The organism is Enterobacter sp. NFIX58 (assembly GCF_900110475.1).
GTDB classification, from domain to species: Bacteria; Pseudomonadota; Gammaproteobacteria; order Enterobacterales; family Enterobacteriaceae; genus Enterobacter; species Enterobacter quasiroggenkampii.
Map to the genome: position 1 here is coordinate 594,446 of NZ_FODW01000001.1, position 24,595 is coordinate 619,040.

The following is a 24,595-nucleotide window of genomic DNA, read 5'->3' on the forward strand; positions in this document are numbered from 1 at the left end:
CCTCTCCTTAACGTCCCAGATAGACCTCAATCACCTGCTCGTTGGCCTGAACTTCGCGAAGCGATCCTTCCGCCAGCACCCGCCCCTGATGCAGCACGGTCACATGGTCGGCGATGGTTTCAACAAAGCCCATATCGTGCTCCACCACCATCAGGGAGTGTTTGCCTGCCAGCGTTTTGAACAGCTCTGCGGTGTATTCCGTTTCCGCGTCGGTCATTCCGGCGGCGGGTTCATCCAGCAGCAGGAGATGCGGGTCCTGCACCAGCAGCATGCCGATCTCCAGGAACTGTTTCTGCCCGTGGGAAAGCAGCCCGGCCCGTCGGTCGCGCTCCGCGCTAAGGCGCAGCAAAACCAGCATCTCGTCAATGCGGTCGCGCTGCTCGCCGTTGAGTTTTGCTCGCAGGCTCGCCCAGACGGATTTATCGGTTTTCATAGCGATCTCCAGGTTTTCCCACACCGTCAGCGCTTCAAAAACCGTGGGCTTCTGGAATTTACGCCCGATGCCCTGGCGGGCGATGGCCGCAGGCTCCAGCGCGGTCAGGTCGATGGACTGATCGTAAATCGCCCTGCCGCTCTTTGGCCGCGTTTTGCCGGTGATGACGTCCATCAGCGTGGTTTTACCCGCCCCATTGGGACCGATCACGCAGCGCAGCTCGCCCACGCCGATATTCAGCGAGAGATCGGTCAGGGCCTGAAAACCATCAAAATTGACGTTAATGGATTCAAGCTGAAGTACAGGGTCAGTCTGGTCCCGGTAACGATCGCCGGGTAGCTGGCGGGTGAATAACCCTTCGGCTGGCTGCATTATTTTTCTCCCTTACGAAACAGTCCGTAGACGCCGCGCGGTAAAAACAGCGTAACGGCGATAAAAATCAGCCCCAGAAACAGCTGCCAGTATTCCGGCATCGCGACGGTGAAGAAACTTTTCGCCCCGTTCACCAGCGCCGCGCCAATCACCGGCCCCACCAGCGTGCCGCGCCCACCCAGCGCCACCCAGATGGCGGCCTCTATCGAGTTTGTCGGCGACATTTCGCCCGGGTTGATAATGCCCACCTGCGGCACATAGAGCGCCCCCGCCAGACCGCACAGTACAGCAGAGAGCGTCCACACCAGCAGCTTGAACCCGCGCGGATCGTAGCCGCAAAACGTCAGCCGGTTTTCGGCGTCGCGAACGGCGGTCAGAATGCGGCCAAACTTGCTCTTCGCCAGCGCAAACCCTGTGCCCAGGGCCAGGAGCAGCAACAGCACGGTGGCCAGAAACAGCGCGATACGGGTCGTCGTTTCCGTTACTGAAAACCCGAGCAGCGTGGTGAAGCCGGTAAAGCCGTTATTGCCGCCAAAGCCGGTTTCGTTGCGAAAGAACAGCAGCATCCCGGCATAGGTCAGCGCCTGGGTCATAATCGAGAAATAGACCCCTTTGATCTTCGAGCGGAAGGCAAACCAGCCAAATACCAGCGCCAGCAGCCCCGGCACCAGCACAATCAGCACCAGCGCCCAGGCAAAATGCTGGGTGCCCCACCAGAACCATGGCAGTTCGCTCCAGGAGAGAAACGACATAAACGCAGGCAGACCGTCACCTGCAGCCTGGCGCATCAGGTACATGCCCATCGCGTAGCCGCCCAGCGCGAAGAAGATCCCGTGCCCAAGCGACAGCATTCCGGCATAGCCCCACACCAGATCCAGCGCCACCGCAACGATGGCATAGCAGAGGATCTTGCCAATCAGCGTCAGCATCCAGGTCGACAGCGCCAGCGGATGCGTCGCAGGCAGTAAGGCGAAAAACGGCAATATCAGCAGACACACCACCAGCAGGCTGCCTGCAAGTTGCGTTGTGCGTGGCGCTTTGCGCGCCAGCGTTAAGGTCAGCGGCTGGCTCATCAGTCAATTACCCTCCCTTTCAGCGCAAACAGTCCCTGCGGGCGTTTCTGAATAAACAGCACGATCGCCACCAGAATCACGATCTTGCCCAGCACCGCCCCCATCTGCGGTTCAAGAATTTTATTGAAAATGCCCAGACCAAACGCCGCGGCCACGCTGCCTGCCAGCTGGCCTACGCCTCCGAGCACCACCACAAGGAAGGAGTCGATAATATAGCCCTGGCCCAGCTCCGGCCCGACGTTACCCAGCTGCGATAGCGCCACGCCGCCTAACCCCGCAATCCCTGAGCCAAGCCCGAACGCCAGCATATCGATGCGCCCTGTCGGTACCCCGCAGCAGGCGGCCATGCTGCGGTTTTGCGTCACCGCCCGCACGTTGAGCCCCAGACGGGTTTTATTCAGAATGAGCCAGGTGAAGAACAGCACCAGCAGCACGAAGCCCAGCACCACAATGCGGTTCCACGGCAGCGTCAGGTTGGCAAAAACCTGCACCCCGCCGGAGAGCCATGCCGGGTTCGCCACCTCGAGGTTCTGGGCGCCAAAGGTCATGCGCACCAGTTGGATAAGCATCAGGCTGATGCCCCACGTCGCCAGCAGCGTTTCCAGCGGACGACCGTACAGATGACGGATCACCGTGCGCTCCAGCACCATTCCAATGCCCGCCGTCAGGCAGAACGCGACCGGCAAGGCGATAACGGGATAGAGCGCCAGCCACTGGGGCGCAAGCCCGGCCATCGCCTGCTGCACCATCCAGGTGGCATATGCCCCCAGCATCAGCATCTCGCCGTGGGCCATGTTAATCACGCCCAGCAGGCCGTAGGTGATAGCCAGCCCCAGCGCGGCCAGCAGCAGTACCGATCCGAGGGACAGCCCCATAAACGCCTGGCCCAGTAGATCGCCCCACATCAGTCGGTGCTGGATCTGGCTAAGACTCTCATCTGCGGCCGCGCGAACGCCGCTATCCGGCTCCGTCTGTGGCTGGGTAAACGGGGTGAGTCTGGACTGTACGTCCGGATCGTCGGACTGGCCTAACAACGCCACGGCCTTGCGGCGCACCTCGGCCTGCGGGCTTGCCAGCTGGAGATTCGCGACCGCCAGCAGCAGCGCCTGACGCGCCACGGCATCCGTTTCATCGCTCACTCGCTTTTCCAGAAAAGCGAGCATGTCGGGCCGGGCATCGCGCTGCAGCTGACGCGCCGCCTCCCGCCTTTCGGTGACACTGTCACTCACCAGCTGATGCGTGGCGATGGCGGTCGCAGCCAGCACGCGCAGCCGGTTCGTCAGACGAACGGCTTTGGTTGGGCCCTCTGCCGTCTGGCTTTCCCCCAGCGGGATGACGTTGCCATCGCGTTGTGCAAAGGCGTGCTTTTGCGTATCGACGTAGAGATTTTCTTTTTGCAGCGCCTCAAGGAGCGGCACTCTTGACGCATCCGGCGCGGCGGCCCACTGCGTCAACAAATCCGCCTGCTGGCTGCGGCTGGCGGCAACAAAACGATCGGCATCCGATGCCTGCACCATCCCTGGCAGCAGTCCGGAAAGCCATACAAGAGCGATGAACAGGCGCATGGCGTTCATGACGTTTCTCCCTGCGGTGATGGCTTAGTTACTGGCGGTTTTCATCGGCTGGTCGGGCTTTTTGTCATTCCCGGCGATGAACGGACTCCACGGCTGGGCGCGTACCGGCTGTTCGGTCTGCCACACCACGTTAAACTGACCGTTGCCTTCGATTTCACCGATCATGACCGGCTTATGCAGATGATGGTTGGTGGCATCCATGGTGAGCGTAAAGCCTGACGGCGCCTTAAAGGACTGACCGGCCATCGCCGCACGCACTTTGTCCACATCGGTTGTGCCTGCTTTTTCCACCGCCTGCGCCCACATATGAATCCCCACGTAAGTCGCTTCCATCGGGTCGTTGGTCACCACGGTGTCGGCGTTCGGCAGCTTGTGCGCCTTCGCATAGGCTTTGTAATCCGCCACGAACGCCTGGTTAGTCGGATTATCGACGGACTCAAAGTAGTTCCACGCCGCCAGGTTACCCACCAGCGGTTTGGTGTCGATCCCGCGCAGCTCTTCTTCACCGACGGAGAAGGCCACCACCGGCACATCGGTCGCTTTCAGCCCCTGGTTAGCCAGCTCTTTGTAGAACGGTACGTTGGAGTCGCCATTGATGGTCGACACCACGGCGGTTTTGCCGCCCGCAGAGAATTTTTTGATGTTGGCGACGATGGTCTGGTAGTCGCTATGACCAAATGGGGTATACACCTCTTCAATATCCTTATCCTCCACCCCTTTCGAATGCAGGAACGCGCGCAGGATCTTGTTGGTGGTGCGCGGATAGACGTAATCGGTTCCCAGCAGGAAGAAGCGTTTCGCCGCGCCGCCGTCTTCGCTCATCAGGTATTCCACCGCCGGGATCGCCTGCTGGTTCGGCGCCGCGCCGGTATAGAAGACGTTTGGCGACATTTCCTCGCCCTCATACTGCACCGGATAGAAAAGCAGGCCGTTCAGTTCCTCAAAGACTGGCAGTACGGATTTGCGCGAAACCGAGGTCCAGCAGCCGAATACCACCGCCACTTTATCCTGGCTCAGCAGCTGACGGGCCTTCTCGGCAAACAGCGGCCAGTTTGAGGCCGGATCCACCACCACCGGCTCCAGTTTCTTACCCAGCACGCCGCCTTTGGCGTTGATCTCGTCGATGGTCATCAGGGCAACATCTTTTAGCGGGGTCTCGGAGATAGCCATCGTGCCGGAAAGAGAATGCATGATCCCCACTTTGATGGTATCGGCCGCCTGCGCGCCAAAACTCATCCCCATCGCCACGACGGACGCTGACAACGCGAAGGCTTTTAGTAAAGTACGACGGTGCATATTTTCACTCCTGAAAAAGAACGCTGTGCGAAAACGTCCGTTACGGCGTGGACGCGGAAAAAATGTGTCAGCGAAGCAGGAGCAAAAAGAATGCCAGAATGGAGATAGCGCTATTTCTGGGAGGGGAACGCCGGATGTAAAGAGAACGTCTCACAATGGCACAGCGCTGCACTTTTATAATGCAGCGCTGAGGAGGAAGGTTTTACCAGACTTCGCTGGCGATCTGCGTGACCAGACGGACTTTGTCCCACTGCTGGGATTCGCTCAGGCTGTTGCCCTCTTCGGTAGAGGCAAAGCCGCACTGCGGGCTAAGGCAAATTTGCTCTTTCGCCACGTATTTCGCCGCCTCTTCCAGACGGGCTTTAATCCCCTCCGGGTTCTCCAGCTCGCCGTTTTTTGTGGTAATAAGACCCAGCACCACCTGCTGCTTGCCCGGGCGGACAAAGCGCAATGGCGCAAAATCCCCGCTGCGGTCGTTATCATATTCGAGGAAGAAGGCGTCAACGTTGACGGTTCCGAACAGCACTTCCGCTACCGGCTCGTAGCCGCCCTCGGAAATCCAGGTGGAGCGGAAATTGCCGCGACAGACGTGCAGCCCGATGGTCAGGTCGTCCGGCTTGCCCTCCAGCGCCTTGTTCAGCACGCGGGCATAGATGCGCGCCAGCTCATCGGCGTCGTCGCCGCGCTCGCGGATCTGACGGCGCTGATCGTCCGAGCAGAGATAGGCCCAGACGGTGTCATCCAGCTGCAGATAACGGCAGCCCGCATCGTAGAAGGCCCGAATGGCGTCGCGCCAGGTGGTGGCCAGATCGTCAAAATAGACGTTCAGGTCCGGATAGACGGTCGCATCAATGTCTTTGCGACCGCCGCGGAAATGCAGCACGCTCGGGCTGGGAATGGTCATTTTCGGCTGGGCGTTCCCGCTGATGCTTTTCAGATAGCGAAAGTCTTCCAGCATCGGATGCTCGCCAAAGCCCAGCTTGCCGGTGACGCGCACGCCGTGGGCTTTGGTTTGCACGCCGTTAAACTGAATGCCCTGCTGCGAATCATAACGCTCAACGCCCTGAAGACCGTCGAAGAAGTCGAAGTGCCACCAGGCACGACGAAACTCACCGTCGGTCACCACATGCAGGCCGCACGCACACTGCTGCTCGACGACGTGGCGAATGGCCTCATCCTCTACCGCGCGAAGCTGCCCGGCATCAATCTCACCGCTGGCAAATTTCAGGCGAGCCTGCTTGATGGCATCCGGGCGTAAAAAACTGCCGACTACATCGGCGCGGAACGGGGCGTGGTGTCGTTGCATGGAAATCTCCTCAGTCTGCCGGCAATAATTGCCCGCAGTGATAATTCATCATTTGAAGTTTTAGACTTCTGGATGTCTAAATGTCCAAAAACAATGTCATACCTCACCGGTGCCGGCAAACGAGAAAATTTCACGGGTGTTGAAAAAAATTCATCTTCACAGCGCGGCGACGGACGCCTCGCTGGCAAACGCGTAGCGTTCATCTTCCCAGCCGGTGATCCCACCGAGCATGATTTTGACCGGCAGACCGAGACGCGCCAGCTTCAGCGCGGCTCTGTCCGCGCCGTTACAGTGCGGCCCTGCGCAGTAGACGACGAACAGCGTCCCTTCAGGCCATTGGGCCATGCGCTCAGCGGTCATCTGGCTCCACGGCATATGCAGAGCGCCCGGCACATGGCGACGGGCAAACTGCTCCGGGCTTCCCACAACGTGCAATAAAACAAAGTCCTGCTCATTATGCGTGATGGCATGATGCACATCGGCGCAGTCGGTTTCGACGCTCAGGCGGCGCAGGAAATGGGTAACGGCTTCCTGCGGCTCGGCAGCCGGAAATTCAGTAACATAGCTCATGATCCTTCCTCATCTTTGGCGTTTGTGTTAACACTACTCTATCCACAAATTCAGCCCGTGAATGCGCTCGCTTATGCCAGAAAACAGCAAAAAGATGACAACGTTAAGACAGATTGCCCGACCGAAGGTTGTGGTGCTGGCGTATGACGGTCTGTGTACCTTTGAGTTTGGGGTGGCGGTGGAAATCTTCGGCCTGCCGCGCCCCGAGTTGGGCGACGACTGGTATCGTTTTGCCGTGGCAAGCGTTGACAGCGGAGAGCTTCGGGCGACAGGCGGGATCCGTATCATTACCGATGGCGATCTCTCCCTGCTTGAGTCTGCCGATCTGATCGTGGTGCCGGGCTGGCGGGGGCTGGACTCGCCGGTGCCGGACGCGCTCTGCAACGCATTACGTCAGGCCAGCGCGCGAGGCTGTCAGCTGCTCTCCATCTGCTCGGGCGTATTTGTGCTGGCCGCCTCGGGGCTGCTGAACGGACGTAAAGCCACGACGCACTGGCGCTACATCGAGACGCTAAAAACCCGCTTTCCTGACATCGACGTGGTCGAGGATGTGCTCTACCAGGATGAAGGCGATATACTGACTTCCGCAGGCAGCGCGGCGGGAATCGATCTCTGCCTTCACGTTGTACGAAGAGATTATGGGATGGAAACCGCCAACAGCGTGGCGCGTCGGCTGGTCATTCCCCCTCATCGGGATGGCTCTCAGCCGCAACAGCTGAGTCGCCCGGTGGCGCAGCTGCGCGAAAGCCAGCGCCTTGGTCAGCTGTTTGATTTTCTGCACACGCATCTTACCGAGCCGCACAGCGTCGACTCGCTGGCGCGCCGCGTCGGTATGAGTCAGCGCACGTTTCTTCGTCGCTTCGAAGCGGCAACGGGAACGACGCCTGCCCGCTGGTTACTCAATGAGCGCTTGCTGCGGGCGAAAGATTATCTGGAAAGCAGCCGTTTAAGCATCGACAGCATCGCGGAACAGACCGGGTTTGGCCAGGCATCGACGCTGCGTCATCATTTTCGCCAGCAGTTCGCAATTTCCCCGGCCCAGTACCGTAAACAATTTTCTCATTCCGGTACTGCCCGCTGAGGCGTTAGTTTTATGGTTAATACGGAGCACCAGATGGTCACCACACACGTTTTTATCGCAACCAGTCTTGATGGCTACATCGCCAGACACAATGACGATATCGAGTGGCTGCTGCAGCGCGATGACCCGACTGAGGATCATGGCTACGCGGCGTTCATCGCGGACAAAGAGTGGATCGTTATGGGCCGGGGGAGCTATGAGAAGGTGCTGACTTTTGACACCTGGCCCTATGACCGGCCCGTGCTGGTCCTCTCCCGACGGCTGGCCGACACGCCCGTGCCCGACGCACTGAGGGGAAAAGTACAGTTTTCCGGCCTCACGCCAAAGGAGGTGCTCGACGATCTGGCGATGCAGAACGTCCATCGCGTCTATCTCGATGGTGGGCAGGTGATACAGTCGTTTCTGCGGGAAGGACTGGTCGCCGATATGGTGATCACGACCGTTCCTGTCCTGCTCGGCTCGGGTAAATCACTGTTTGGCGCCCTGCCCGGGGATATCGACTTGACACTGGTCTCCAGCCGCAGCTTCCCTTCGGGTCTGGTGCAGTCGCACTACCGACTGATGCCGTAAAACCACGGTAGACACTGCGCAAAAAAAAACCGCCAAAAATGGCGGTAAATGCTTGCATGGATAGATTTGTATTTTGGTCTCTACGTCCCGACACGACATGGCCGGGCTGCGGATCCCATACAACCTAACATCCGTTGTCTTAACGAAGGTTAAACAGCCTTTTTAACCTGCTGCAGCGCGCCCGAAATCATACTCTTTGACATTTCCTTTGCGCTAATTTGAAGTTTTGAATAATAACCATAATAAATAATCGGCATGATCAAGCCGCAATGTTATTCGGCGGTGACTTCATGGTTAAAAAAGGTTTATCTCTCGTGATGCTGATCTGTGCCCTCTTTTCAGGCCAGCTTATGGCCGGGCACAAAGGACATGAATATCTGTGGGTAAAGAATGTGGAGCATCAGCTGCGTCATGAAGCCGACAGCGATGAATTGCGAAGTGCGGCGGAGGAGTCGGCGGAAGGTTTGCGCGAACACCACCTGTGGCAGAAATCGCGCAAACCGGACACGCACGTTCGGTAATTAGCTGCCCTTGCGTTTTGGCAGCGTTTTCATCAGATCGTCCGGACTGACGGACGCCACAATACTGCCGGGCTGCGGCATTTTGAAGATGTGGTTTTTCATCTTGCCAATCACATGCATTTCGCACGGACGGCAGTCAAATTTAAGGGTCAGCACTTCGTCACCGTTTACGAGCTGCATAGGGGTAGCCTTCCAGCTCTTGATGTTGCCTTTCGCCTGCTTAGGACACAGGTTAAACGCGAAACGGAGGCAGTGCTTGGTGATCATCACCGGCACATCGCCCTTCTCCTCATGCGCTTCATAGGCCGCGTCGATCAGCTGCACGCCGTGGCGATGATAAAATTCACGTGCTTTATGGTTATAGACGTTGGCCAGGAAGGATAAATGCGTATCCGGGTAGACGGGCGCAGGAACGGCTTCCGCTTTACGGCTAGCGCGTGGGTAGTTCGCCAGGCGCGCGTCATCCAGCATCTCGGCGGTTTCACGGCGGAACTGGTTGAGCAAACTGTTCGGCACAAACAGGGCATCCGGCAGGTTGATCTCAACGTTGCGGGCGTAGTAAATCGTCTGGCCCAGCTTCGCGACGCCATCCTTCAGGCTGTTGAGCGCTTTCTCCGCGTTGTTTGCCACCTCGAACAGGCCATCAAGCGTATGCGTTACGCTGATGCCGTCTTCACAGGTCATGGTCAGAATCAGCTGCTCTTCCCAGCCGCCCAGTTCTATATCCACCGCGATACGACGTTCGCTGGAGGTTTTCAGCAGCGCCTGCTGCCAGTTATGATCGAGGTTACGGTTAAGCGCCGCGTTCGGTCGCGCCTTGTAGAGATCGGCCGGCATTTCATTCGGCCACACGCGGTAGCGGTTCTCGCCGGTTTTTTCGACCGTGTTGGCGCGGAAGCCCACCACTTCACGCTTAATCATCACGTTAAGGCCATCGCCGTTCGCCAGCGGCTCCGTCACCGCAACATCAAGGTGATCTTTCGCCACTTTCAGCACTTCGCCAACCGGTAAGCCGATAAACTTCGGTGAGTCAAACGCGCCGATATCCCCTTTACGGGCATTCACAAAATAGTCCGTGCTGCCGCGGTGGAACGTTTTGTCCGTCGACGGAATAAAGAAATGCTCGGTACGACCGGCCGACGCGCGCGCCAGGTCACCGCGATCCTCAATAATGGCATCCAGCATCTGGCGATAGTGCGCGGTGATGTTCTTCACGTAGCTCATATCTTTATAGCGCCCTTCAATCTTGAAGGAACGCACGCCCGCGTCGATCAGCGCGCCCAGGTTGGCGGTCTGATCGTTATCCTTCATCGAGAGCAGGTGTTTTTCAAATGCCACGACGCGGCCCTGATCGTCTTTCAGGGTATACGGCAGACGGCAGGCCTGTGAACAGTCGCCGCGGTTGGCGCTGCGCCCCGTTTGCGCGTGGGAAATGTTGCACTGACCGGAATAGGCGACGCACAGCGCGCCGTGGATAAAGAATTCAATCGTCGCGTCTGTCGCCTGGTGAATATCGCGGATTTGATTCAGGTTCAGCTCGCGGGCCAGGACGATCTGCGAAAAGCCGACGTCAGAGAGAAACTTCGCCTTCTCTACCGTGCGGATATCACACTGGGTACTGGCGTGCAGTTCAATGGGCGGAATATCCAGCTCCAGCACGCCCATATCCTGAACAATCAGGGCATCCACCCCGGCCTGATAGAGATCGGTAATCAGACGTTGCGCAGGCTCCAGCTCATCATCATGAAGAATGGTATTCAGGGTCACGAACACTTTCGCCCCGAAACGGTGGGCGAACGGCACCAGTTCAGCAATATCGCTCAGGCTGTTGCTGGCGTTATGGCGGGCACCGAAGCCAGGACCACCAATGTAGACGGCATCTGCGCCATGAAGGATCGCTTCACGGGCAATGGCGGCGTCACGGGCCGGGCTTAAAAGTTCAAGATGATGGGATTGCAGGCGCATACTTCGTCGTTATCCGTTATGGTCAAAATGGCGGCTATTGTAGTCAGAAGTCTGCGTCAGCGAAACAGTTTTGCGTAGCCTCAGCGGGGATAATGAATCAGGGAGTGAAAATGCACCGTCCGGTCGCTGCTGTTGCGGTAGGCATGCGGTTTATCGCCGGCGAAACGGACGCCCGAATCGGCAGAGATCGTCTGCCACTTGCCCTCGAGCTTCATCTCCAGCTCGCCGCTGACCACCACCACATGTTCAATCACCCCCGCCTCATGCGGCGTGGATTCACTCAGGGCGCCGGGGGCCAGGGTAATGGAGAAATAATCAAACCGGAACGCCTCGTCCCACGGAAAGAGCGGCTTGACGACCATCGCCTGCTGCTGCGGGTCAAACACCGCCTGTCGGTCCGCCTCAGGCGTGATGAAGGCGGAAAAAGGCACGTTCAGTCCTGTGGCAATTTTCCACAGCGTCGACACCGTGGGGCTGGATTCATTTCGCTCGATTTGCCCGAGCATTGCCTTTGACACGCCGGTCTCGTCCGCGAGCTTCGACAAACTCCAGCCGCGTGCCTGGCGCAGCGTTTTCAATGTGGTTGCAAGATGTCGTGTGATGTCCATGTTCCCTCCTGGTGACATTCAGCATACCACTTGTACGCTATAGCGCACAGTGCTACCTTACTGCGGACGTTATAACGCACAACGGAGTTTTCATGCGCCCTTCCTCTCATCTTATTCCAGTCGCACTGGCTGGATTTGTCGCCGTACTGGTCGGTTACGCCAGCTCGGCAGCCATCATCTGGCAGGCCGCCGCCGCGGCAGGCGCCAGCGCGCAGCAGATTGCGGGCTGGATGACCGCGCTGGGGATTGGGATGGGCATCAGCACGCTGGCGCTCTCCTGGTGGTACAAAGCGCCCGTACTTACCGCCTGGTCGACGCCCGGCGCGGCGCTGCTCGCCACCAGCCTGCACGGCGTCACGCTGGCGGAAACCATTGGCGTGTTCATCTTTGCGAACGCGCTTATTTTGCTCTGCGGCGTTACCGGGCTTTTCGCCCGACTGATGAAGCTGATCCCCCATTCGCTTGCTGCCGCCATGCTGGCCGGGGTATTGCTGCAGTTTGGCCTCCACGCGTTTGCGCATCTTGAGGGACACTTTCTGCTGTGCGGCAGCATGATTGCGGCGTGGCTGATCGCCAAAGCGCTGTCGCCGCGCTATGCCATCGTGGTCACGCTCCTGGTGGGCGGTATGGTGGCATGGGTCGGTGGTGACGTTGTCACGGATAAGCTCACGCTTTCACTGGTGATGCCCGAATTTATTGCGCCCGCCTTCACCTTCACCAGCCTGGTGAGTATTGGCTTGCCCTTCTTCCTGGTCACCATGGCCTCACAAAACGCGCCGGGGTTCGCCACGATGAAAGCCTCCGGTTACCCGCTGGCGGTCTCACCGCTCATTATCGTTACGGGGGGAATGGCGCTGCTGTTTTCTCCGTTTGGCGTCTTTTCAATCTGCATTGCGGCCATTACCGCCGCCATTTGCCAAAGCCCGGATGCTCACCCGGATGCGGGTAAACGCTGGCTGGCGGCCATCGCTGCGGGAGGGTTTTATCTGCTGGCGGGAATTTTCGGTGGCTCCATTACCGGGCTGATGGCCGCGCTGCCGCTCAGCTGGATCCAGACGCTGGCCGGTCTGGCACTGCTGGGCACCATCAGCGGGAGTTTATATCAGGCGCTGAGTCACGAAGCGGAGCGCGACGCGGCTATCGTCACATTTCTGATGACCGCAAGCGGCGTGACAATCCTGGGCATCGGTTCGGCATTCTGGGGGCTGATGCTGGGCGGAGTATGCTACGCCCTGTTTTCACGCGCTCGCCGCGCGTAGCTGCGAAGGCGTCATGCCCGTCGCGCTGCGAAAGCGGTTGCTGAAGTGGCTGGCGGAGTTAAACCCGCAGGCAAGCGCGATCTCCGTCAGCGGCGTCGTCGTATGCTGGACAAGGGCTTTCGCTTTATCCATTCGCCTCTGCATCACATACTGATGCGGCGCCAGCCCCGTCGACTGGCGGAACATGCGGGCAAAATGGTATTCGCTGAGGGCAGCCTGCGCCGCCAGTTCGGCCAGCGTCAGGGGCTGCCCGAGATTCTCTTCGATAAAGGCGAGGACGTTGCGCAGCACAAACGGCGACAACCCTCCCGTGACAACCGGCAGCTTCCACTGCACGTTTGAGTAGTTTTGCAGCAGATGGGTCAGCAGCAGCGTGGAGGCCGTGCTCAGGGTCAGCTGGTTGGCGTGCTGCTGCCAGTCACAGCCCAGTAAAAACTGGCGATACAGCGTGGTGATCTTCGGATCGCTGCCAAAAATGCGCTCGTCCAGGGTCAGCGAAAGCGGTCGCTTGTCCCAGATTTTCTCCCCCACGTCGCGCAGGTGTTCATCGGTGCAGTAGAGATGCACAAACGACAGGTCATCACGGATGTCCCACGTCGATTCGCTCTCTTTGGGCATCAGGCAGAAACGGTCCGGCCCCCCACCGTTCTTCCAGCCGCCCGGCGTTTTTTGATAGCTTTCGTAGCCGTCCGCCACGTACAGGCTGAGGGTGTGATGGTTACTTTTAACGGTTATCGTGTCGTGCTTGTTGTACCACGCTGCCAGCTGAATACCCGAATTCAGCGAGACGGTTTCCCGCAGGACTGCATTCTGTTGGCAAAGCGTTTCAAAGGTATCGTAAGCGTGAGACATAACCGTTAGCGCATGAATGATCGGAATATCAGTCTAAAAAGAGTTGTCCCCCGTTGCCAGACCCCAGGGAAGAAAAAAGCGCAAGATTTTGCAAGTCACCCGCAAGCAGGTGAAAGCCCGTTACGCAGTTCAGCGCCATACTGCGGGCTTCCGCGGTTTGAGAAGAGACAACTATGAACGCATTATTATATGGACTCGTGGTCATTATCTGGGGAACCACCTGGATTGCGATTTTCCTGCAGCAGGGCCCCGTCGCGGCGCCGGTGTCGATTTTCTGGCGCTTCGCCGTCGCCAGCCTCACCATGATGGTGGTGTTACTCGCCCTGCGTCGCCTGCGCACGCTGGCGCTTCGGGATCATCTTTTTTGCCTGCTTCAGGGATGCTGTGTTTTCTGCTTTAACTTCTGGTGTTTTTACACGGCAGCGGCACATATCAATACCGGGCTGGAGTCGGTGATCTTCTCCATGGCGGTACTCTATAACGCCATTAACAGCTTTATTTTCTTCGGACAGCGCCCGCCCGCGCGTTTCTGGACGGCGGCGGCACTGGGGCTGGTTGGGATTGTCACCCTCTTCTGGGACGATTTGCTGGCCAGCGGCTGGAGCGCGTCACTCCTGACCGGTATTGGGCTTTCCGCGCTCGGAACCTACGGCTTCTCGCTGGGCAATATGATCAGCATGCGCCATCAGCGCAGAGGCCTGGAAACCATGACCACCAACGCCTGGGCGATGCTCTATGGCACGCTGGTGATGGGCTGCATTGCGCTGTTCAGAGGCGATAGCTTTGTGCCGGAATGGACGGTGAGCTATCTCGGCGCGCTGGTGTATCTGGCACTGTTTGGCTCGGTGATTGCTTTTGGCGCCTACTTCACGCTGGTTGGACGTATTGGCCCAGGCAAAGCGGCCTACAGCACGCTGCTCTTTCCGCTGGTGGCGCTCTCCATCTCCACGGTCTATGAAGGCGACGTCTGGCATGTCAACGGTATCGTGGGATTAGTGCTGATCCTGGGAGGAAATATGGTGATGTTTACCAAACCGGAAACCTGGTTCAGACGCTTACGGATGGCGTAAATAAAAAGGCCTGCATTACGCAGGCCGTTTTATTTTATTTTATTTTGCGGTCTTTTTCACATCAAACATGGTGGCATCCGTCGCCATATCATCAACAACCTGCTTCAGCGTCGCAAAGGTCATTGGCGTGCTTTCGTTATTCAGCTCTTTACCTTCGCCTTTACGTACCACCTTCATGACCGGTTTGTTGGTGGCCGCATCGATCAGCTCGCCTTCAAAGAAGAGATGCGTATCCATGGTGCGGTGTCCGGTCGCCATCTGCGTACCGGCAACCACCAGCGCAACAGGCACCACTTCATAGAACTGCAGCCCCTCTTTCTGCGAACTCACCCCGGTAATCGCGCCGCGGAAAATCAGGCTATGTTTACCCGGCGTGGTCACAACCGGCTTACGCGTACCAATCGCCGTTTTCATTTTGTTATTGGTGTAATTCAACAACTCATCAAGCGTTTTTTGACCAATTTGCGTGGTCGGTTTTGGCGTTGGGTAATAGGTAATCGGTGTCCAGAGAATACTGTCGTAGTTAGCCTCATTATAAGAAGGATCAACCCAACGCAGCGTTGGTTTACCCGTCGCAGACGTTGTCTGCTGCAAGCCTGAGTAGTCTTTTAAAAAGCCGGAGTATTGTTCTGGAGCGGCGACTTTTGAAGAACAGCCCGCCAACGCCAACAGACCAGTAAGCACTGCAACTTTAAAAAAAGTTTGAGTACGCATGATAGTTTTCCATGTTATCTGCAAGTATGCATTTGAAGTTATAGCAAAAGACGGGCGGGTTTGTTGTGACAAAAAATGATGCGGTGAGCACAAATTGCAAAAAGATTGCCCGGACGCAAGCCGGGCAGTGAAAAATTACTGATTTATATCCACTTGCCAGAACAGATGTTTGCCAAACGGGTCGATTTCATAGCCCTTCACCTCCTTGCGTACCGGTTCGAAAATCGTTGAATGCGCAATCATCACCGCAGGCATCTGGTCATGCATCATCTGCTGCGCCTCTTTATACAACGCCACGCGCTTATCATGATCGGTTATCGATTTCGCCTCGGCAATGAGGCTATCGAAGGGCTTGTAGCACCATTTCGCCGAGTTTGATCCGCCGTTCGCCGAGGTGCAGGTAAAGAGCGGGCCGAAGAAGTTATCCGGATCGCCGGTGGCCGTCGTCCAGCCCATCAGCGCGGCCTGATGCTCTCCGCCCTTCACGCGTTTCAGATACTCGCCCCATTCGTAGGTAACGATTTTGGTCTGTACGCCAATTTTCGCCCAGTCCGCCTGAATCATCTCCGCCATGCGTTTCGCATTCGGGTTATAGGGACGCTGAACCGGCATCGCCCATAAATCGATGCTGACGCCGCTGGCAAAACCGGCTTCTTTCAGCAGCGCTTTGGCTTTTTCAGGATCGTAGTCGTAATCCTTAAGCTCGCTGTCGGCACTCCAGACGCCCGGCGGCAGCAGATTCTTCGCCACAGTGCCGGTACCGTGGAACACCGCATCAATAATGGCCGGTTTGTTGATGGCCATCGCCAGCGCCTGACGGACCTTCACGTTATCCAGCGGCGGCTTCTGCGTATTGAACGCCAGGAAGCCGGTATTCAGTCCGGCCTTGCTCATCAGGTTGATATCTTTGTTGGCCTTCATGCGCGGCAGATCGGCCGGGTTCGGGAACGGCATCACCTGACATTCGTTCTTCTCAATTTTGGCAAAACGCACGGAGGCATCCGGGGTGATGCTAAACACCAGCCTGTCCAGCTTCGATTTCCCCTGCCAGTAGTCGGCAAACGCCGTGAACAGGATCCGGGAATCCTTCTGATACTGCGCCAGCTTAAACGGCCCGGTGCCGATGGGTCCCATATCCACCTTCTCCGGCGTGCCCGCTTTCAGCATCGCGTCGGCATACTCCGCTGATAGGATCGAGGCAAAATACCAGGCCAGATCGGCGACAAACGGCGCTTCCGGGTGCGCCAGGGTAAAGCGCACGGTGTGGTCATCGACTTTATCAATGGCGGTAATCAGGCTGCCGAACTCCAGGCTTTCGAAGTTGGAATAGCTGCCGTTAGAGACGTTGTGGTAGGGATGATTCACGTCTTTTTGCCGCATAAACGAGAAGATCACGTCGTCGGCGTTAAAGTCACGGGTCGGCGTGAAGGATTTATTGCTCTGGAACTTCACGCCCTTGCGCAGATGGAAGGTGTAAACCTTGCCGTCGTCGCTCACCTCCCAGCGCTCCGCCAGGCTCGGCACCAGCTCCGTGGTACCAGGTTTGAAATCGACCAGACGGTTATAGACCGGCACGGCGCTGGCGTCGACGCTGGTTCCCGAGGTGTAAATCTGAGGGTTAAAGTTTTCCGGCGATCCTTCGGAGCAATACACCAGCGTTTTCGCAGCGACAGCGGAACTGACCGTGAGTGCCGCGAGCGCCAATGTGAAAGTTGTGAGTTTGCTTGTCATCATTTATTCCTGTCTTTTTAATTCGACGGCTAATTAATTCTTTTGCCATTTCATAAATAACATTAAAGTGATGTGGCAAACACCTGAAAAATAAATAAGGAATAAATCACTATGGGCTCGCCGCTTTCCAGACAATTAACGCACCGTTTTTTCCGCTATCTCGCGATCACCAGCCAGAGCGATCCCAAAGTCAAAACCCTGCCCTCAACGCCGGGCCAGCATGACATGGCGCGCGAGCTGGCGCAGGAGCTGGCACAACTGGGGTTAGACGACATTGTTATTGATGAATTCGCCACGGTGACGGCGATTAAAAAAGGCAACGTGCCCGGTGCGCCGCGCATCGGCTTTATTACCCATATTGATACCGTCGACGTGGGACTTTCACCGGATATTCATCCACAAATATTAACGTTTACCGGTGAAGATCTCTGTCTGAATAAAGAGAAAGACATCTGGCTACGGGTAAAGGAGCATCCCGAAATTCTGGCTTATCCGAACGAGGAGATTATTTTCAGCGACGGAACCAGCGTATTGGGCGCCGATAATAAATCGGCGGTCACGGTGGTCATGACGGTGCTGGAAAACCTGACGGCGGAGCACCGGCATGGCGATATCGTCGTGGCGTTTGTGCCTGACGAAGAGATCGGCCTGAACGGTGCCAAGGCGCTGGATCTAAAGCGCTTCGACGTCGACTTTGCCTGGACCATTGACTGCTGCGAGCTCGGTGAGATTGTCTACGAGAACTTTAATGCGGCAGCCGCGGAAATCCGTTTTACCGGCGTGACGGCGCACCCGATGTCCGCCAAAGGCGTGCTGGTGAATCCCCTGCTGATGGCGACTGATTACATTAGCCAATTTGACCGCCAGCAAACGCCCGAGTGCACCGAGGGACGTGAAGGCTATATCTGGTTTAACGGCATTCAGGCCGGACAGAACGAGGCCGTTCTTAAGGCCAATATCCGCGACTTTGACAAGGAGAGCTTTGCCGCGCGCAAGCAGCAGATTGCCGACGTAGCCGCGCTGATTGCCGCCCAATATCCGACGGCCAGAGTGGACTATCGCATTGAAGATACCTACAGCAATATCAGCAATGCGATTGGCGAAGACCGGCGTGCAATCGATCTGATGTTCGAGGCGATGGAATCGCTCGGCATCACGCCGAAACCGACGCCAATGCGCGGCGGCACCGACGGCGCGGCGCTCTCGGCTAAAGGGCTACTCACCCCGAACTTCTTCACCGGGGCGCATAACTTCCACTCGAAGTTTGAATTCCTGCCGCTGTCGTCGTTTGAAGCGTCTTATAAGACTGCCCTGCAGATCTGCCTGCTGGCCGCCCGTTAAGCGGGCTTCCGTGCCAGCATCGTGGCAAAGCGCAGCTTGATGCGATTGCCGTTTTCATCAGTGCGGTGCAGTTCGCCAACGTCCTCGTTGTATTTGAGCAACTCCCAGCCTTCGTAGTAGTTGCTCAGCTCACCGCTCCTAAAGGCAAACGGGAAGCCGACCGTGCAGGGGTAGTCTGCCGTATCCATGGCGGCAACGATCAGATTGTAACCGCCCGGCGTCGTGCAGCGCTGCATATTGGCGATAAGGCCCGGGATGGTTTTTGCCTCCAGGAACATCATCACCACGGTAGAGAGAACAAAATCGTACTGGCCGTCAAAGCTCAGGTTGTTGAGATCCTTAATCGCGGTATGCAGATTAGCGATCCCTTCTTCCGCCTTGATGCGCTCGATATTGTCGATGCTCATCGGGTTCTTGTCCCACGCGGTCACATCGTACCCGTTGGCCGCAAGGTACAGGCTGTTACGGCCGTTGCCGCAGCCCAGATCCAGCGTTTTACCGGGCTTCACAATCTCCGCGCTGTACAGCACCTCTGAATGGGTACGGGTTAAGCCATATTTCTCTGTGAAGTAATTCTCATCGACGGTCATTATTTTTCCTGCATTCGCATAAAGTGAAAGTGTATTTTACATGCCATTTTAAGGCGTTTACCGTCTGGTTGCCAAGCCGCTCGAAATGCGAAAACTTTGCTACGTTTAGTGAAGACGCTTATCAGAGACATGAAGATGAACAAATATCGCCTTAGCGACGAGACACGCCTCTGGCAATGGAAAAACGGCGAAATCACCCACGCCACCACGCTGCGGCAGATTATCGCCACGGCGGACTTTAACGACGTGACAGTCGGCACGAGAGGCGGCTGGATTGACGATGAGCGCGCCCTCGCGCAGGACGGCGACTGCTGGATCTACGATGAAAACAGCGTGGTGTTCGCGGGGGCAGTCGTCTCCGGCAACGCACGTCTTACCCTGCCGTGCATCATTAGCCATGACGCGCACATCGGCGACAGCTGCTGGTTGGACGGCGTGGAGGTCAGCCACGGGGCGCGAATAAGTGACAACGTCACCATTCAGCAATCCTGCGTACGGGGCGAGTGTCATATCTACGGCGACGCGCGCGTGCTGCATCACAGCGTGGTCATTGCCGCCAAAGGGCTGACGCCGGACCATGAACAGATCCTGCAAATTTACGACAAGGCTACGGTGAGCCAGTCGCGGATTGTGCACCAGGCGCAAATCTACGGCGAGGCGATGGTCAATTTTGCCTTTATTGAACACCGGGCCGAAGTCTTCGACAACGCGATCCTGGAGGGTAACGAACTGAACAACGTCTGGGTGTGCGACTGCGCTAAAGTCTATGGTAACGCCCGGGTGATAGCCGGGTTTGACGACGATGCCATCCCGACGGTGCGCTACAGCTCGCAGATTGCGGAGAATGCCGTGGTCGAAGGCAACTGCGTCATCAAGCATCACGTCCTGATTGGCGGGCACGCCTGGCTGCGCGGCGGGCCGATCATGCTGGATGATAAAGTGGTGATCCAGGGGCGCGCGCGCATCAGCGGAGATGTGCTTATCGAGCACCGGGTTGAAATCACCGACGATGCGGTCATTGAAGCGTTTGCCGGCGAGAGCATTCACCTGCGCGGCGAAAAAGTGATTAACGGCGACCAGCGCATCACCCGCACGCCGCTGCTGGGCGCGTTATAGGGTATAGATCCGGCCGTAGATATTGACATCGTCAAAGCGGCCATTCAGGTATTCCGCTTCCCGCAGGTACCCTTCCAGCGTAAAACCGTTGCGCACGGCAACGCTGTTGCTGTGCTGATTCGCCACCCGACACTTGATCACAAAACGACGGATCTCCCCGCGTTCAGCGTAGTAGCGCATAAACGCCTGCAGTGACTGAGAGAGAATGCCCTGACCCTGGTGGGCTTCATCCAGCCAGTAGCCGATGTAGCCGGCTTTGTTGGTCGGTTCAATGGTGTTGAACGACAGCACGCCAACCAGCGCATCATCCTTGAAGATCAGAAACATTTTGGCGTAGCCGCGCTGGTGCAGCATCTGGTTGCTCTGCACGTTGCGGCGGGTATCCTCTTCGCTGCCCACGTGCTGCGCCCAGTCAAAGGCGGTTTGCAGAAAGGCTCTGTTTTTGACGACGAGATTGTGCAGGTCGGAGGTGTAGCGCTCTTCGACGGAACGTAGTTCGATGTGTTGTGAAACGGGGATGACTTCAGATGTCATGGTGCCTCGTCATCGCCCGGTGGCGCTGCGCTTACCGGGCCTACAGTACTGAAACGTACGCCGGGTAAGGCGAAGCCGCCACCCGGCACAATCCCACAAAAGTTAACGCATTACCCGGTCGTCAACATACTGACGTTTATCCGGCGCCGGTGGGAAATACTGGTACAGCCAGGTTTCACTGATGGCATCGCCCTGGCAGCGCAGGAACAGGCGCATATCCACCGGTTCCGTCGAATCTGACGTCGGGTACCAGTCAAACAGAATGCGATAGCCGTCAAACGGCTCAACGTAGAGGATCTCTACCTGCTTCGCTTCACCGCTGGAGAGCGTAATCACCGGCTCGATGCCTTTTGGCGCAGCAGCCTTCAGGTCGCCGCCGACGAAGTCGATGGCAAAGCGACGGGCCCACACTTTCGGGTAGTTTTCGCCCGGCGCCCAGCCTTCCGGGAAGCCGCCCATGCCGGTACGGGTGGCATAGACGTTGGCCAGCGGGGAGCGCACCGGCGGCATCGCGCTCCAGTAGAGGCGATATTTAAAGTCCAGCTCGTCGCCCGCTTTGACGGCTTTTTCCGGCTGCCAGAAGCAGACCACGTTATCCAGCGTTTCACCGGTGGTCGGGATCTCCATCAGGCCAACCGCGCCTTTACCCCAGTCGTTACGCGGTTCCACCCACAGGCTTGGACGCTTGTTGTACCATCCCATCACGTCCTGATAGTGCGAGAAATCGCGATCGAGCTGCAGCAGACCGAACCCTTTCGGGTTTTTGTCCATATAGGCATTGAACTGCAGCTTCTGCGGGTTGTTCAGCGGACGACAGATCCACTCCCCGTTGCCGCGCCACATCGCCAGGCGGTCGGAGTCATGGATTTGCGGGTGAATAGTGTCACACATGCGGCGTTCGTTATTACCGCAGCTGAACATGCTGGTCATCGGCGCGATGCCGAGCTGCTTGATGTCCTTACGCGCGAAGAGGTGGTTTTCCACCTCCATGATCACCTGACTCTTCTCGCAGTGGATCACGAATTTATAGGCACCCGTGATGCTCGGGCTGTCGAGCAGCGTATAGACGGTAAAGGTCGTGTCGCCGGGCTTGACGGTCTCAAACCAGAAGGAGGTAAAGTCCGGGAACTCTTCCGGCGTGTCGGTAAAGGTATCTACCGCCAGGCCGCGGGCGGAAAGGCCGTACTGGTAAGTGTCATCCACTGCGCGGAAATAGCTCGCGCCCAGGAAAGAGACGATATCGCGACGCGCCAGCTCCGGCGCCTTAAACGCGCGGAAGCCCGCAAAGCCGAGATCGCTTTGCCCTTCCAGCTGTTTGGTATCCACCCCCGTTTCACCGTAGCTGAACAGCTCCGGACGGAAGTGGATCTCGCGCGCCATAGAGGTGGACTGGTCCAGTGAGAACATCCGCACGCGACGGCGGAACCCCATTCCCATATGGAAGAACTGCACGTCCAGCTGACGCCCTTCAATGTTGTTCCACAGTGACTGTTTTTCATCGTAGCGGATGGCGTTGTACGCCTGCGGCGTCATCGTGGCCAGCGTCTCCGGCAGCGGGCGCGGCGCACCACCCCACGGGGTTTTCGCCAGGTCATGCGCCATGGATTGCAGGACGGAGAAGTCAAAACGACGGCTCTGGCCGTCAGCAATGTCAGAGTCAGCAGCGTAAGCCGCTTTGGAAAACAGGGAAGCAAGGCCGGATGTGCCGCTCAGGGCTGCCACTGCCAGCGAGCCTTTTAGAAAACGTCTGCGATTCATGCCTGGAAAAACGTCCTTATGGTCGTGTGAATGTGTTTCGCGCTCGGCGAAATGACGGCAAGAAAGAACGCACAGCCTAAACAAAAATGGTTAAGAATCCAATTGTTGGCCGGTGATTATCTGAACAAAGTGAGAAATATTTTCTGTCGACCAGAACGGCCCGAAAGTGGTGTAAAGAAAGCCTGGAAAATGTGTATAAAAATGCCCCGTCAGGACATCAGCTGACGGGGCGAATGAGGCGGTTATTTTACGCTGACATCGATACCCGGGAAGTACTTATCAGCGAGTTTGGCGATCGTGCCGTCGGCACGTACTTTATCAATTGCGGCATCAAGCTGCTTTTTGGTGGCCTCGTCACCTTTACGCAACCCAAAGCCGATCCCACTGCCGAGGATAGTGTCGTCAGACACCGGCTTGCCGATGAAGCCAAACCCTTTCCCCTGCGGCTTGCTGAGGAAACCTGCCTGCCCGGCCGCGGACATGACCAGCGAGGCGTCGATACGGCCATTCAGCAGATCGCCCCAGGCCATATTCTGATCTTTATACGACACCACGGTGACACCCTGCTTTTCCCAGTGCTCTTTGGCATAGGTTTCCTGAATGGAGCCCTGCAGCACGCCAATGGTTTTCTCCTTCAGCCCTTCTGGGGTTGCCTCAACCGCCGTGCCGGCCTTGCCGACCAGCTGCGACGGAATACGGTAAATCGGCTGGGTAAAATCAATGCTCTTGCGGCGCTGCTCGGTGATATTCATCGCCGAGTTGATGGCGTCGAATTTCTTCGCCACCAGGCCCGGGATCAGCGCATCAAACGAGGTTTCCACCCAGCTGCACTTCAGCGCTGCCGCTTTGCAGATGGCATTCCCCAGCTCAACGTCAAACCCTTCCAGTTCGCCTGCCGCATTGCGGCTTTCAAACGGCGGATATTCGGCTTCCAGACCGTAACGCAGCTCGGACGCCGCGAAGGAGGAAAAGGTACACAGCAATCCCATGCCGACAACTAGCGCGCGTATTTTCATCTCAAACTCCTCAGAGCCTATCTCAGCGTGGTTTAACCCGACACAGGGCTTGGGCACCTGCCCGTAACGTCGCCTCATCTTTCGCAAAAGAGAGACGAATCAATTTATTATCCGTACCGTCCGCATAAAACGCCGACAGCGGAATGGTGGCAACACCGTACTCAACGATCAGCCGTTTCACCAGCTCGCTGTCGCGCTCGTTGCTGAATTGGCTGTAGTCCGCCAGCATGAAGAACGATCCGGCGCTGGGCAGCAGCGTAAATGGCGAATCGGCCAGCAGACTCTGCAGCAGATCGCGCTTGCGCTGGTAAAACGCCGACAGCGACAGCCAGGTTTGCGGGTCGACCATATGTTCAGCAAACGCGTGCTGCATTGGCGTATCGGCAGAAAACATTAAAAATTGATGGACTTTACAAATCTCGTCCATCAGCACCGCCGGTGCAACACAGTAACCCACGCGCCAGCCGGTGACGTGATAGGTTTTTCCGAAAGAAGAAATAATCACGCTACGCTCCGCCAGCTGCGGGTGCGTGGCCATCCCGTGGTGCGGCTCACCGTCAAACACCACGTGTTCATACACTTCGTCAGACAAAATGATGATGTCGGTATTGCGCGTCAGCGCCGCCAGCTGCTGCAGGTCGTTGGCTGAAAAAACCTGGCCGCTCGGGTTGTGCGGCGTATTGATGATGATCATGCGCGTGCGCGGGGAGATGGCAGCCCGGACTTCGTCCCAGTTGACGGCAAAATCCGGCACGGTGAGCTTGATGGCAATCGGCGTTGCCCCCTGCAGACGGACAATCGGCGCGTAGCTGTCAAATGACGGCTCGAAGTAGATCACCTCATCACCCGGGTGCACCAGCCCGCTGATTGCCGAATAGAGCCCTTCGCTGGCGCTGGCGGTCACCAGCACCTCGCTGGCCGGGTCATATCGCGTGCCGTATAGGGTGGCAATTTTATCGGCAATACGCTCTTTGAGCGGCTGCAGACCGGTCATCGACGCATACTGGTTATGCCCCGCCTCCATTGCGCAGGTAACGCCCGCAACAAGCTTCGGGTCGCAGGAAAAATTCGGTGCTCCCTGAGAAAGGTTAATCGCGTTATGCTGCGCCGAGAGCTGGCCGATAACGGTAAAAATGGTGGTGCCCACATCGGGCAGTTTAGAGCGCGTTTGCACTGGCGTTCGTAAAGTCATCCTCTTTCCCTTCTCATGGACATTGCATAACTATTCAAACAACATCTCTGTTG

The 24,595-nt window shown here is 57.3% G+C and carries 23 protein-coding genes; 7 read left to right on the forward strand and 16 right to left on the reverse strand.

The features are described from left to right. Nucleotides 1-7 precede the first annotated feature (7 nt). From urtD to BMW97_RS02935, 6 genes are all read right to left on the reverse strand, one after another. On the reverse strand, nucleotides 8-805 hold the full coding sequence (urtD, locus tag BMW97_RS02910; protein ID WP_045910529.1) for an urea ABC transporter ATP-binding protein UrtD: 798 nt from the start codon (nucleotides 803-805) through the stop codon (nucleotides 8-10). After that, complete coding sequence (urtC, locus tag BMW97_RS02915; RefSeq protein ID WP_045910528.1) at nucleotides 805-1,878, reverse strand: urea ABC transporter permease subunit UrtC; 1,074 nt, start codon at nucleotides 1,876-1,878, stop codon at nucleotides 805-807. Before urtC ends, urtD begins: the two co-directional genes overlap by 1 nt. Beyond that, entirely contained in the window at nucleotides 1,878-3,452 is a 1,575-nt protein-coding gene (urtB, locus tag BMW97_RS02920) for an urea ABC transporter permease subunit UrtB (protein ID WP_045910527.1), read from the reverse strand. Before urtB ends, urtC begins: the two co-directional genes overlap by 1 nt. 24 nt (nucleotides 3,453-3,476) lie before the next feature. Further along, a complete protein-coding gene (urtA, locus tag BMW97_RS02925; protein WP_023618714.1) occupies nucleotides 3,477-4,748 on the reverse strand; it encodes an urea ABC transporter substrate-binding protein in 1,272 nt (423 codons plus the stop codon). A gap of 202 nt (nucleotides 4,749-4,950) precedes the next feature. After that, the gene (locus BMW97_RS02930; protein ID WP_045910526.1) at nucleotides 4,951-6,054 is read right to left on the reverse strand and encodes a cobalamin-independent methionine synthase II family protein; all 1,104 of its coding nucleotides are present in this window, start codon (nucleotides 6,052-6,054) and stop codon (nucleotides 4,951-4,953) included. A 156-nt stretch (nucleotides 6,055-6,210) separates the two neighbouring features. Further along, nucleotides 6,211-6,624, reverse strand: a complete 414-nt coding sequence (locus BMW97_RS02935; RefSeq protein WP_008502248.1) for a rhodanese-like domain-containing protein — start codon at nucleotides 6,622-6,624, stop codon at nucleotides 6,211-6,213. 73 nt (nucleotides 6,625-6,697) lie between these two features. Here BMW97_RS02935 and ftrA point away from each other — a divergent pair, with 73 nt between their 5' ends. The 3 genes from ftrA to BMW97_RS02950 all read left to right on the forward strand — a co-directional run bounded on the left by ftrA (nucleotide 6,698) and on the right by BMW97_RS02950 (nucleotide 8,796). Further along, the gene (ftrA, locus tag BMW97_RS02940) at nucleotides 6,698-7,705 is read left to right on the forward strand and encodes a transcriptional regulator FtrA (RefSeq protein WP_045910525.1); all 1,008 of its coding nucleotides are present in this window, start codon (nucleotides 6,698-6,700) and stop codon (nucleotides 7,703-7,705) included. Between the two features lie 33 nt (nucleotides 7,706-7,738). Further along, entirely contained in the window at nucleotides 7,739-8,275 is a 537-nt protein-coding gene (locus tag BMW97_RS02945) for a dihydrofolate reductase family protein (RefSeq protein WP_090392690.1), read from the forward strand. A gap of 290 nt (nucleotides 8,276-8,565) precedes the next feature. After that, a complete protein-coding gene (locus BMW97_RS02950) occupies nucleotides 8,566-8,796 on the forward strand; it encodes a DUF2554 family protein (RefSeq protein WP_045910627.1) in 231 nt (76 codons plus the stop codon). Here the strand turns inward: BMW97_RS02950 and BMW97_RS02955 are convergent, their stop codons facing one another. Further along, complete coding sequence (locus BMW97_RS02955) at nucleotides 8,797-10,761, reverse strand: peptidase U32 family protein (protein ID WP_045910524.1); 1,965 nt, start codon at nucleotides 10,759-10,761, stop codon at nucleotides 8,797-8,799. Nucleotides 10,762-10,841: 80 nt separating this feature from the next. Next, on the reverse strand, nucleotides 10,842-11,369 hold the full coding sequence (locus BMW97_RS02960; protein WP_045910523.1) for a helix-turn-helix domain-containing protein: 528 nt from the start codon (nucleotides 11,367-11,369) through the stop codon (nucleotides 10,842-10,844). Nucleotides 11,370-11,461: 92 nt separating this feature from the next. Here BMW97_RS02960 and BMW97_RS02965 point away from each other — a divergent pair, with 92 nt between their 5' ends. Next, nucleotides 11,462-12,628, forward strand: coding sequence for a benzoate/H(+) symporter BenE family transporter (locus BMW97_RS02965; RefSeq protein WP_045910522.1), 1,167 nt, complete (start codon nucleotides 11,462-11,464; stop codon nucleotides 12,626-12,628). Here BMW97_RS02965 and BMW97_RS02970 read toward each other — a convergent pair. Then, on the reverse strand, nucleotides 12,608-13,480 hold the full coding sequence (locus BMW97_RS02970) for a helix-turn-helix transcriptional regulator (RefSeq protein ID WP_045910521.1): 873 nt from the start codon (nucleotides 13,478-13,480) through the stop codon (nucleotides 12,608-12,610). The two genes, BMW97_RS02965 and BMW97_RS02970, sit on opposite strands and share 21 nt — an antisense overlap. 173 nt (nucleotides 13,481-13,653) lie before the next feature. On the opposite strand from BMW97_RS02970, the gene BMW97_RS02975 reads away from it, so the two are divergent. Further along, complete coding sequence (locus BMW97_RS02975; RefSeq protein WP_090392521.1) at nucleotides 13,654-14,550, forward strand: DMT family transporter; 897 nt, start codon at nucleotides 13,654-13,656, stop codon at nucleotides 14,548-14,550. A gap of 39 nt (nucleotides 14,551-14,589) precedes the next feature. Here BMW97_RS02975 and BMW97_RS02980 read toward each other — a convergent pair whose 3' ends face one another. After that, nucleotides 14,590-15,264, reverse strand: coding sequence for a DUF3313 domain-containing protein (locus tag BMW97_RS02980; RefSeq protein WP_045910520.1), 675 nt, complete (start codon nucleotides 15,262-15,264; stop codon nucleotides 14,590-14,592). Nucleotides 15,265-15,399: 135 nt separating this feature from the next. Next, nucleotides 15,400-16,995 carry an ABC transporter substrate-binding protein gene (locus tag BMW97_RS02985; RefSeq protein ID WP_090392523.1) on the reverse strand — a complete coding sequence of 532 codons (1,596 nt, stop codon included), beginning with the start codon at nucleotides 16,993-16,995 and terminating at the stop codon, nucleotides 15,400-15,402. Between the two features lie 111 nt (nucleotides 16,996-17,106). Between BMW97_RS02985 and pepT the strand changes: the two genes are divergently transcribed. Further along, complete coding sequence (pepT, locus tag BMW97_RS02990) at nucleotides 17,107-18,336, forward strand: peptidase T (RefSeq protein ID WP_045910518.1); 1,230 nt, start codon at nucleotides 17,107-17,109, stop codon at nucleotides 18,334-18,336. Here pepT and tehB read toward each other — a convergent pair. Beyond that, nucleotides 18,333-18,926, reverse strand: a complete 594-nt coding sequence (gene tehB / locus BMW97_RS02995) for a tellurite resistance methyltransferase TehB (RefSeq protein WP_045910517.1) — start codon at nucleotides 18,924-18,926, stop codon at nucleotides 18,333-18,335. The genes pepT and tehB overlap by 4 nt on opposite strands. A 135-nt stretch (nucleotides 18,927-19,061) precedes the next feature. Here tehB and ydcK point away from each other — a divergent pair, with 135 nt between their 5' ends. Next, on the forward strand, nucleotides 19,062-20,042 hold the full coding sequence (gene ydcK, locus BMW97_RS03000; protein ID WP_045910516.1) for a YdcK family protein: 981 nt from the start codon (nucleotides 19,062-19,064) through the stop codon (nucleotides 20,040-20,042). Here ydcK and rimL read toward each other — a convergent pair. The 4 genes from rimL to BMW97_RS03020 form a co-directional block, all read right to left on the reverse strand. After that, on the reverse strand, nucleotides 20,037-20,576 hold the full coding sequence (rimL, locus tag BMW97_RS03005) for a 50S ribosomal protein L7/L12-serine acetyltransferase (RefSeq protein ID WP_045910515.1): 540 nt from the start codon (nucleotides 20,574-20,576) through the stop codon (nucleotides 20,037-20,039). The genes ydcK and rimL overlap by 6 nt on opposite strands. 102 nt (nucleotides 20,577-20,678) lie before the next feature. Then, nucleotides 20,679-22,334: a glucan biosynthesis protein D gene (locus BMW97_RS03010; protein ID WP_045910514.1), complete on the reverse strand. Its 1,656-nt coding sequence runs from the start codon at nucleotides 22,332-22,334 to the stop codon at nucleotides 20,679-20,681. 242 nt (nucleotides 22,335-22,576) lie between these two features. Beyond that, a complete protein-coding gene (locus tag BMW97_RS03015) occupies nucleotides 22,577-23,350 on the reverse strand; it encodes a transporter substrate-binding domain-containing protein (protein ID WP_045910513.1) in 774 nt (257 codons plus the stop codon). 22 nt (nucleotides 23,351-23,372) lie between these two features. Further along, nucleotides 23,373-24,542 carry a pyridoxal phosphate-dependent aminotransferase gene (locus BMW97_RS03020; RefSeq protein ID WP_090392525.1) on the reverse strand — a complete coding sequence of 390 codons (1,170 nt, stop codon included), beginning with the start codon at nucleotides 24,540-24,542 and terminating at the stop codon, nucleotides 23,373-23,375. Nucleotides 24,543-24,595 lie beyond the last annotated feature (53 nt).

What these genes read in the sequence shown, in the direction of transcription:
- rimL (WP_045910515.1), bottom strand. Translation starts at nt 20,576, where the DNA reads ATGACATCTGAAGTCATCCCCGTTTCACAACACATCGAACTACGTTCC.
- pepT (WP_045910518.1), top strand. Translation starts at nt 17,107, where the DNA reads ATGGGCTCGCCGCTTTCCAGACAATTAACGCACCGTTTTTTCCGCTAT.
- BMW97_RS02970 (WP_045910521.1), bottom strand. Translation starts at nt 13,480, where the DNA reads ATGTCTCACGCTTACGATACCTTTGAAACGCTTTGCCAACAGAATGCA.
- BMW97_RS02935 (WP_008502248.1), bottom strand. Translation starts at nt 6,624, where the DNA reads ATGAGCTATGTTACTGAATTTCCGGCTGCCGAGCCGCAGGAAGCCGTT.
- ydcK (WP_045910516.1), top strand. Translation starts at nt 19,062, where the DNA reads ATGAACAAATATCGCCTTAGCGACGAGACACGCCTCTGGCAATGGAAA.
- BMW97_RS02945 (WP_090392690.1), top strand. Translation starts at nt 7,739, where the DNA reads ATGGTCACCACACACGTTTTTATCGCAACCAGTCTTGATGGCTACATC.
- urtC (WP_045910528.1), bottom strand. Translation starts at nt 1,878, where the DNA reads ATGAGCCAGCCGCTGACCTTAACGCTGGCGCGCAAAGCGCCACGCACA.
- BMW97_RS02965 (WP_045910522.1), top strand. Translation starts at nt 11,462, where the DNA reads ATGCGCCCTTCCTCTCATCTTATTCCAGTCGCACTGGCTGGATTTGTC.
- BMW97_RS02930 (WP_045910526.1), bottom strand. Translation starts at nt 6,054, where the DNA reads ATGCAACGACACCACGCCCCGTTCCGCGCCGATGTAGTCGGCAGTTTT.
- BMW97_RS02950 (WP_045910627.1), top strand. Translation starts at nt 8,566, where the DNA reads ATGGTTAAAAAAGGTTTATCTCTCGTGATGCTGATCTGTGCCCTCTTT.
- BMW97_RS02975 (WP_090392521.1), top strand. Translation starts at nt 13,654, where the DNA reads ATGAACGCATTATTATATGGACTCGTGGTCATTATCTGGGGAACCACC.
- BMW97_RS02985 (WP_090392523.1), bottom strand. Translation starts at nt 16,995, where the DNA reads ATGACAAGCAAACTCACAACTTTCACATTGGCGCTCGCGGCACTCACG.
- BMW97_RS02980 (WP_045910520.1), bottom strand. Translation starts at nt 15,264, where the DNA reads ATGCGTACTCAAACTTTTTTTAAAGTTGCAGTGCTTACTGGTCTGTTG.
- tehB (WP_045910517.1), bottom strand. Translation starts at nt 18,926, where the DNA reads ATGACCGTCGATGAGAATTACTTCACAGAGAAATATGGCTTAACCCGT.
- urtB (WP_045910527.1), bottom strand. Translation starts at nt 3,452, where the DNA reads ATGAACGCCATGCGCCTGTTCATCGCTCTTGTATGGCTTTCCGGACTG.
- BMW97_RS03010 (WP_045910514.1), bottom strand. Translation starts at nt 22,334, where the DNA reads ATGAATCGCAGACGTTTTCTAAAAGGCTCGCTGGCAGTGGCAGCCCTG.
- BMW97_RS03020 (WP_090392525.1), bottom strand. Translation starts at nt 24,542, where the DNA reads ATGACTTTACGAACGCCAGTGCAAACGCGCTCTAAACTGCCCGATGTG.
- urtD (WP_045910529.1), bottom strand. Translation starts at nt 805, where the DNA reads ATGCAGCCAGCCGAAGGGTTATTCACCCGCCAGCTACCCGGCGATCGT.
- BMW97_RS02960 (WP_045910523.1), bottom strand. Translation starts at nt 11,369, where the DNA reads ATGGACATCACACGACATCTTGCAACCACATTGAAAACGCTGCGCCAG.
- BMW97_RS02955 (WP_045910524.1), bottom strand. Translation starts at nt 10,761, where the DNA reads ATGCGCCTGCAATCCCATCATCTTGAACTTTTAAGCCCGGCCCGTGAC.
- BMW97_RS03015 (WP_045910513.1), bottom strand. Translation starts at nt 23,350, where the DNA reads ATGAAAATACGCGCGCTAGTTGTCGGCATGGGATTGCTGTGTACCTTT.
- urtA (WP_023618714.1), bottom strand. Translation starts at nt 4,748, where the DNA reads ATGCACCGTCGTACTTTACTAAAAGCCTTCGCGTTGTCAGCGTCCGTC.
- ftrA (WP_045910525.1), top strand. Translation starts at nt 6,698, where the DNA reads ATGCCAGAAAACAGCAAAAAGATGACAACGTTAAGACAGATTGCCCGA.